This is a genomic window from Collinsella aerofaciens, assembly GCF_039752985.1.
Classification (GTDB): Bacteria; Actinomycetota; Coriobacteriia; order Coriobacteriales; family Coriobacteriaceae; genus Collinsella; species Collinsella aerofaciens_BT.
In genome coordinates this window covers 1-6,979 of the sequence record NZ_JBDMHA010000017.1, presented here as the reverse complement: position 1 = coordinate 6,979, position 6,979 = coordinate 1, and the positions used below count along the sequence as shown (strand labels likewise).

Genomic DNA, 6,979 nt, shown 5'->3' with positions numbered 1-6,979 from the left:
GGATGATATCGGCGACCTCCTTGGCGATGTCGCTTCCACCGCCCATGGCCAGACCCACATCGGCCAGACCCAGCGCCGGTGAGTCGTTGACGCCGTCGCCCACCATGGCAACGTGGCGCCCCTCGCCCTTAATGCGCTCCACATACGCGTACTTGTCCTCGGGCAGCAGCTCGGCCTTAAACTCGTCGACACCTGCCTCGCGAGCAATGCGCTCGGCCGTGCGCTCCGAGTCGCCCGTGAGCATGACCACGTGCTTAACGCCCAACGCGTGCAAGTCGGCGATGGCCTCGCGGACCCCGGGCTTAAGCGGGTCCTCGATACCGAGCACGCCCACAACGGTGCCATCGACCGCCAGATACAGCGGCGACAAGCCCTGCATCTGGAACTCGATTTGCTCCTTAATGTCGGACTCGAGCTGCGCACCCTCGTCCTCAAATACAAAGTGCGCGGAACCGATGATGGCACGACGCCCTTCAATGGACGAAGCGATGCCGTGCGCCACGATGTACTCGACGGCGGCATGGCGCTCGCGGTGCTCGAGCTCGCGCTCGCGTGCCGCATTGACCACGGCGCGTGCCACCGGATGCGGGAAATGCTCCTCCAAGCAAGCGGAAAGGCGCAGAATCTCGTCCTCGCTCCAGCCATCGGTCGTGAGCACGCAGGCAAGACGCGGCTGCGCCTCGGTGAGCGTGCCGGTCTTATCAAACACGATGGTATCGGCCTTGGCAAACGACTCAAAGTACTTCGCGCCCTTGACCATGACGCCCATCTTGGCGGCATCGCTCATAGCGGTCATGACGGCAACGGAACCCGTGAGCTTGAGTGCGCACGAGTAGTCGACCATCAACGCCGCTGAGGTCTTGATGAGGCTGCGCGTGGTGAGCGCGACCAGACCCGCGAGCAGGAAGTTCCACGGGACGATCTTGTTGGCGAGGTCCTCCATGTGCGACTGACCCTCGGACTTGAGCGAGTCGGCCGTCTGCACGAGCGAGACGATCGAGCGGAGCTTGGTCTGAGCCGTATTGGCGCGCACACGTACCAAGATGCTGCCGTCTTCCACGACGGTGCCGGCGAACACGTCGTCGCCTGCGCTGCGCTCGACGGCAAGCGGCTCGCCGGTCAGGGTCGCCTGGTTGACCATGGCGCTCCCCTGTTCGACCACGCCGTCGATGCAAATGGACATGCCGGTGCGCACGGCTACCAAGTCGCCGGGCTCAAGCTCGGTGGCGGCAACGCTCACCTCGGTGTCGCCGACGACCTTTTGCGCCTTGTCGGGCACATCGAGCAGCGAGTTGATGAGCTCGTTTTCGCTCATGGCGCGCGTGTAGTCCTCGAGCAGCTCGCCCACGTTGAGCAGGAACATCGTCTGCCCCGCGGTATCGACGTCGCGTTTGGCAAACGAGATACCGATGGCCGAAGCGTCGAGCACGGGAACGGTCAGGCGCGGTTGTGCGAGCTCGTGGAGAGCGGCGCGCAAAAAGGTCATGTAACCGGCCACGACAAAGATGGCACGCAGCGGCGTAGGCAGGAACCAGCGGCGCGCGTAGTGGGCGCCGATAAGTGTGGCAAGATCCATGACGAGCTTGTGCTTGCGTGGCTCAAGCTGCATCGCGTAACCCGTCTTTGCGTCGGCAATGGCCTGGGCATCGAGCGCACCCAGGGCGTCGAGTACGCCCGCACGACACTGCTCGTCATATTCGAGCGCCATCTGGCCAATACGGCCATAAACGCGCACCTTGTGCACGCCGCCGATATCGCCGCTGAGCTTAAGAAGTGCATCGAGATCGCTCTCTGGCACAGGACCCGCCAATTGAAGACGGGTCCTGCCGGGGATCTCGCTAATAATCGAGAATCTCATAGTTTGTGCCTGGGAGCGTTACTCGGCTGCCTCATCAGCAGCGGCCTCGCTCTGGGTGATGTAGGCCGCCTCGGCAACCATGTCATCGACATTGGCCTTGGCCTGCTCGACCATGTCCTGGTAGCAGTTCTTGACGCGCATACCGCACGCGATGCCCTGCACGCAGGCATTCTTGACCGGAGCGCTGGTAAGCAGCTTGATGCCGGCCGTGCCGAGCAGAAAACCGCCACCGACAAGCAGGGTGTTAAACGTCGACTTCTTCATGTTGCTTCTCCCTTTTGCCGCACAAGCGCGGCATGGTGCCTTAGCACCCGAGTTCATTAGTTTGCTCGAGCACGCTTTTGAAAATAGTTTAGTATAACTATTTGGTCAACAATGGCTAACTTTTTGGAAACTATGGGGATGAACTCAATATGACAAAGGGACTGTCCCTTTGTCACATTGTGGATGCCTTCCTCAGATCTGCCAGGCAGCCGCTTCCTTTTGCAGCGCAACCATGCGGGCGAATTCTCCACCTGCCGCCTTGAGCTGCGCCGGAGTGCCCTGCTCGGCAACCACACCATCCTTGAGCACAACGATTTTGTCGGCATTTTCCACCGTACGCATGCGATGCGCAATCACGATAACCGTCTTACCTGCAAGCAGACGGGAGAGCGCCTGCTGTACCACGGTCTCGTTCTCCACATCCAAGCTCGCTGTCGCCTCGTCCAACAGCACGATGGGCGCGTCTTTGAGCAGAGCGCGGGCGATAGAGATGCGCTGGCGCTCGCCGCCGGACAGCTTGGAGCCGTTCTCGCCGATCATGGTGTCGTAGCCCTGCGGCATACGACTCACAAACTCGTCGCAGTTAGCGGCACGCGCGGCCGCAAGCACTTCCTCATCGGTGGCATCACGACGCCCGAGGCGGATGTTTCCCATCACCGTATCGTCAAAGAGCAGCACGTCTTGGAACACAATGGCATAATCACGCAGCAGCACCTCGGGATCAACGCTCGCAACATCCACGCCACCCACGGTAACCTTGCCCGCGGTGGCATCCCAAAAGCGCGCGGCCAGGCGGCTCACCGTAGACTTACCGGAACCCGAAGGACCGACCAGTGCCGTAACTTCGCCTTCCTTGGCGGTAAAGCTCACATCGGTAAGAACTTTCTCGCCGGCGCGGCCGTCCTCGCCCGCACCATAGCCAAATGCCACGTGATCGAACACCACATCGTGGCCCGCGGGCTCAAATTTCTCGCTACCCCGCGCCGCAGGCTCTTCCATGATGGAACGCATGCGCCTGGCCGATGACTCTGCGGCAAACAGCTCGGACATTAACATCAGTGCCTGATCGAAGGGCGCATAGATGCGGCTCACCATGAGCAAGAAGGCAAACATCACCAAAAAGTCGACCCGCCCCGAGGCAACCATCGCGGCACCCGTTACCAGCGTGGAAGCGACCCCCAGACGCAAAATGACAAAGGCAGAGTTGACCAAAAGCCCGTTAACGAGTTCTCCCTTAGTGGTCTCGCGCTCCTCGGCATCGATCACGGCACCGAGTCCCTCAAGATAATAGGCCTCCTGGTTGGTAGCGCGGATCTCGCGCACACAATCGAGCGTCTCCTGGATCGCCTCGGTGACTTTGACCTTCTCGGCGCGAACACGGTCGAACACCGGGACCATGGGGCCGCGCGTCAAATACAGCACGGCAAAGGCCACGGGAACGCTCCAGAACGCCGCGATCGCCAACTGCCAGCAAAAGAACAGCGATGCTGCGAACACAATAGCGCTTGCGATAATGGCGCCCCAAAGCTCTCCCAACACGTGGCTGTAGGCGTGCTCCATGGCCTGGACGTCGCCCATGATGGTCTCGGTTAAATCGGCCAGATCACGACGGCCAAAAAACGACAGCGGCAGTTTGCGCAAGCGCTCGGCAATCTCCATACGCTGCTTGCCGCACTCCTCGTAAAAGATGCAGTAGGTGTAGTAATACTGCTGCCAGTTAGAGGCAAAGAGCAACACAAAAAAGACCACGAGGCCGCCCACGATCGGCAGGGCATCCGGCAGGTCGGCGCCAGTGGCGAGATGTTCGACAAAACCGGCCATGACCAGGAATAAAAAGCCCATGCCGGCCATGGTAATAAGATTGGTGAGCGTGGTCCAGAAAATGCCGCGCTTTACGCCGGCGACGCCTTTATCGGATAGGAAATACTTCTTTTGGAATGAGGCGAACATTTAGGCCTCGCCTCCCTTCGTGACGGCGGCATCCGCGGTCGCTGCAGTGATTTTCCAGCTCGCGGCCTGTTCGTATTCGGCCCACATCTTGGCATACAAACCCTCTTGGGACAGCAACTCGGCATGGGTACCCGACTCCTGCACGCTGCCCTGGTTGAGCACCACGATTTGGTCTGCGCCCACTACAGTCGAGAGTCGGTGCGCAATCATAATGACCGTGCGACCCGCCGCCAGCTTGCTAAAGGCGCGCTGGATGAGTGCCTCGTTCTCGGGATCGGCAAACGCCGTGGCCTCATCGAGCACCACGATAGGCGCGTCTTTAAGGATCGCGCGGGCGAGTGCCACGCGCTGGACCTCGCCGCCCGAAAGATATGCTCCGCCGGCACCGAGCATGGTATTGATGCCCTGTGGGAGCTTGGCCACAATGTCGTCGCACTGAGCTGCGGAGAGGGCCGCACGCACTTCGTCGTCAGTGGCCGTAGGCTTGGAGGCGCGCACGTTATCGGCAAGTGTTTGCCGGAACAGCTGGTTGGTCTGGAACACGAAGGCAACCTGGTCCATAAGCTCGTGCGGATCCATATCGCGAACGTCCACACCGCCCACGAGTACGCGGCCCGAAGAGACATCCCAAAAACGAGGAATCAGGCTTGCGCAGGTTGACTTGCCGCCACCCGAAGGACCCACCAGAGCGAGGGTGCTACCAGCTGGAACGCTAAAACTTACATGGCTAACGGCAGGTGCTTCGGCACCCTCGTACGTAAAGTTCACGTCCTCAAATCGCACGTCGCCGCCGGCAGGGTGCTTGGGTTGGGCGGGCACGGAGAGCTGCTTGGAATCCATGACGCTTCGAATACGAGCCAGCGAATCGGCACTCATCTGAGAGGCCTCGCCCACAAACATGAGCTTGGTCATGGCCGTCGGCACCACGGCCGAAAAGATCGCGTAAAACGTGAAGTTGGCCATAAAGTGCGCGAAGTCCGTCTCGCCCGGCGCCAACAGCAATGCCACGGGCAAGAGAAATGCCACAAGGCCATTGAGCGCGGTAAGGTTGAGCACCTGCGGACCTCGGCAGAACGTGCCCGCATAGTTTTGCGCCATGTCGGCGTATTCGGCGATCGCGTCGTGGAAAGCCTTAAAGGAGTAGACCGTCTGCTGAAACACCTTGACCACGGGAATACCGCGTACGTATTCGGTGCCGGTCTTGTTCATCTTGACCAGCGCTCCCATGTAGGCCTTCATGAACTCGGCGCCTTTGCCGCTCATCATGGTGGCCATGGCGCCAAACGAAACGACGACCGAGATAAGGCATGCCGCCCCCAAACGCCAATCGAGCGCGAAAAGCAGCACGAGCAGGCCTGCGACCATGGCGGTGGCGCCGGCGATATCGGGCAGCATGTGTGCGAGCAAAGTCTCGGTGGAGGCGGCGCATCCGTCTACAACACGGCGCAGCTCACCGGTGGCGTGCGTGTCAAAGTAGCCAAGCGGCAGCTTAAGCAGGTGCTCGCTCGTGGCCTTGCGGATGTTAGACGCGCAGCGAAACGCAGACAGGTGCGTGCACATAAGCCCCACGAAATAAACTACGATGCTTGCCAGGGCAAAACCCACGGCCCACCAGCCATACATCGCGATATCGGTGACTTCGCTCCAGTTAGGTGCCACGGCGATCAGATTGCGTGCGACAAGCCAAATGCACACGAACGGGCCAAAGCTCAGCAGCTGCGAGAGCGCCGAGAGCGCCATGCCCAAATACGTTAGGAATTTGCGGTCACCAGCATATGCAAGCAGCTCGCCGATACCGCCGCCTTCCTTTTTTGATTCCTTTGCCATGAGATTCCTTTCTAACGGCTTGAGAGTTAACCATAACAAACTTATCATTGATATGTTAGCCAAGGCACACAATCGAGCCAGGCATGGACGTTTCCGCAAAGGAAGGGGACGCTTTTGAAAATGCATCGGGCAGCGACCGACATAACCGAGCTCTACGCACCGCAATTTGAGCAGTTTGGCCTGGAGCTTACCGGCAAGGGCGCCGTCTTTACCGGCGAGGTGGCAAACGACCGGGCGCACGGCCGCGCATGGATCATGCCTCTCTCCCCCACCTGCATCGTCATGGAGCATTTCATCACCCCGACGCACGATATGTGCCTGGCTGAATTCACACCCGAGCCATACGCCTGCGTGAGCCAAATCAGCAGCGCCACGCTCACCTGCATGCCCGAGATAGGCATAACACCCGCAAACCTCAAGCCGTTGCGCGGGTCGTGGCCGAGCAATGCAATTTGTAGTTTTATCCAGGATACCTGCGGAAACGAGCTCAGCCCGTTATACGCCGGACAGCTCTATCACTCGCGCTCGGTGTTATTCCTACCGAGATACTTCGACGATTTCGAACGCCGCTACCCCGGCGAATTCGCTGGGCTTTTTGACGCCTTTGCCGAGTCGTGGGGCGAAGAAGCGCTATCGGCGATCGATCGGACACTCTGCCGCCTCGATGAGACGCGCGCTCGTGTCACGGGCGGGCATCTTTACATGAAGGGTACCGTAGAGACCATGGTTGCCGAGCTGGCGTACGCGCGAACAGCCCACAAGCAGGCACGTCAGGCCGAAGGGACACAGGCCGCTCTGGACATTGTCGAAGAAGCGATCCTGGCTGTCGAGCGCGCCCTTGACGAGGGGCGTCGCATCGGCGTGGACGAGGTCGCCGAGCGGCTCTACACAAGCCGCTCCAAACTATGCGCCACCTTTAAGGCCCAAACTGGCGAGTCCCTGGGCGCCTACATGCGCAGGCGCCGTATGGAGCGAGCACAGGACCTTTTGGCCGATAGCGCGCTCACGATAGCGCAGGTGGCAGAGCGTCTAGGCTACCCTCAGCAGGCCGCCTTCGCCCAAGCCTTCAAACAACACACC

The 6,979-nt window shown here is 60.2% G+C and carries 5 protein-coding genes; 1 reads left to right on the top strand and 4 read right to left on the bottom strand.

Going from position 1 to position 6,979, the window contains the following annotated elements; genetic code table 11:
• The 4 genes from ABHR76_RS03590 to ABHR76_RS03575 form a co-directional block, all read right to left on the bottom strand.
• Window positions 1-1,798 (bottom strand): heavy metal translocating P-type ATPase (locus ABHR76_RS03590; RefSeq protein WP_346976816.1); only part of this gene is annotated, 1,798 nt, incomplete at its 3' end.
• Between the two features lie 78 nt (window positions 1,799-1,876).
• Entirely contained in the window at window positions 1,877-2,122 is a 246-nt protein-coding gene (locus tag ABHR76_RS03585) for a DUF6110 family protein (RefSeq protein WP_022094642.1), read from the bottom strand.
• A gap of 192 nt (window positions 2,123-2,314) precedes the next feature.
• On the bottom strand, window positions 2,315-4,072 hold the full coding sequence (locus ABHR76_RS03580) for an ABC transporter ATP-binding protein (protein WP_346976815.1): 1,758 nt from the start codon (window positions 4,070-4,072) through the stop codon (window positions 2,315-2,317).
• Window positions 4,073-5,899 carry an ABC transporter ATP-binding protein gene (locus ABHR76_RS03575; RefSeq protein ID WP_346976814.1) on the bottom strand — a complete coding sequence of 609 codons (1,827 nt, stop codon included), beginning with the start codon at window positions 5,897-5,899 and terminating at the stop codon, window positions 4,073-4,075.
• A gap of 120 nt (window positions 5,900-6,019) precedes the next feature.
• On the opposite strand from ABHR76_RS03575, the gene ABHR76_RS03570 reads away from it, so the two are divergent.
• Window positions 6,020-6,979: helix-turn-helix transcriptional regulator (locus ABHR76_RS03570; RefSeq protein WP_346976813.1), on the top strand; the 960-nt coding region annotated here is incomplete at its 3' end.